Genomic DNA, 696 nt, shown 5'->3' with positions numbered 1-696 from the left:
TGCCCTTTTGGGACAGCTTCTTGTTGGGGCGTGCCTGCCCCAAACCCTGCTTAGGAGTGAGTGCGATATACTAGGAATTTATTTATTGCTTGCATCGGTTTTGTCGTTTCCCTTTTTCTTACGAGACAAACCTAAACAAAGATGCGTCGAGCCAAGGCAAAGAAATGATGAACCAAGACACAACCATACAACAGCCATAGAATTATCATTTCCACTTATGAAGCTAATAAGTGAAGCCATATATAACAGAGCAGAAGCTGCATAGAATAAGATAGATTTCTTGGTTTCTTTTTTCATAAATAATCGCCTCCACAAATCGATTTGTTGAGTCAATTATACCACGTTCTTTATCGAAATTACACCCTCTACATGGGAGAACTTGGCCGATTTACTGCGTACGTGCGTACCCATCTTCCGTATACACGTATGCGGCGATTTGCCCGAAACGCACTCTATACAGCCGTTCCCCCTCGGAGAGCCCACTACACTTTGCAGACCACAGGGATGAAAGTGTCATAGTGGGTTATTACACTTCCGCAGAAGTGCCTTCTCCTCGCCGCAGACAGCCGGGTGTGCCTTTTGTGAGAGCTTTCTGTGCGGCGAATCTACATCGCCCACAGGCGATGTAAGCAGGGATTCCAAAGGGGCGCAGCACCCTTGGCACACGACTTTGGTACAAAGTCTAGTGTGTTACAC

The 696-nt window shown here is 46.4% G+C and carries 1 protein-coding gene; it reads right to left on the bottom strand.

Features of this window, described 5'->3' with window-relative positions; genetic code table 11:
* Positions 1-78: 78 nt before the first annotated feature.
* A complete protein-coding gene (locus AAAU26_RS06040) occupies positions 79-297 on the bottom strand; it encodes a hypothetical protein (RefSeq protein ID WP_080545308.1) in 219 nt (72 codons plus the stop codon).
* Positions 298-696: the final 399 nt, after the last annotated feature.

Source organism: Faecalibacterium longum (assembly GCF_040094125.1).
Classification (GTDB): domain Bacteria; phylum Bacillota; class Clostridia; order Oscillospirales; family Ruminococcaceae; genus Faecalibacterium; species Faecalibacterium longum.
Note: the sequence above shows the minus strand (reverse complement) of the source record. Positions and strands in the feature narration are given on the sequence as shown.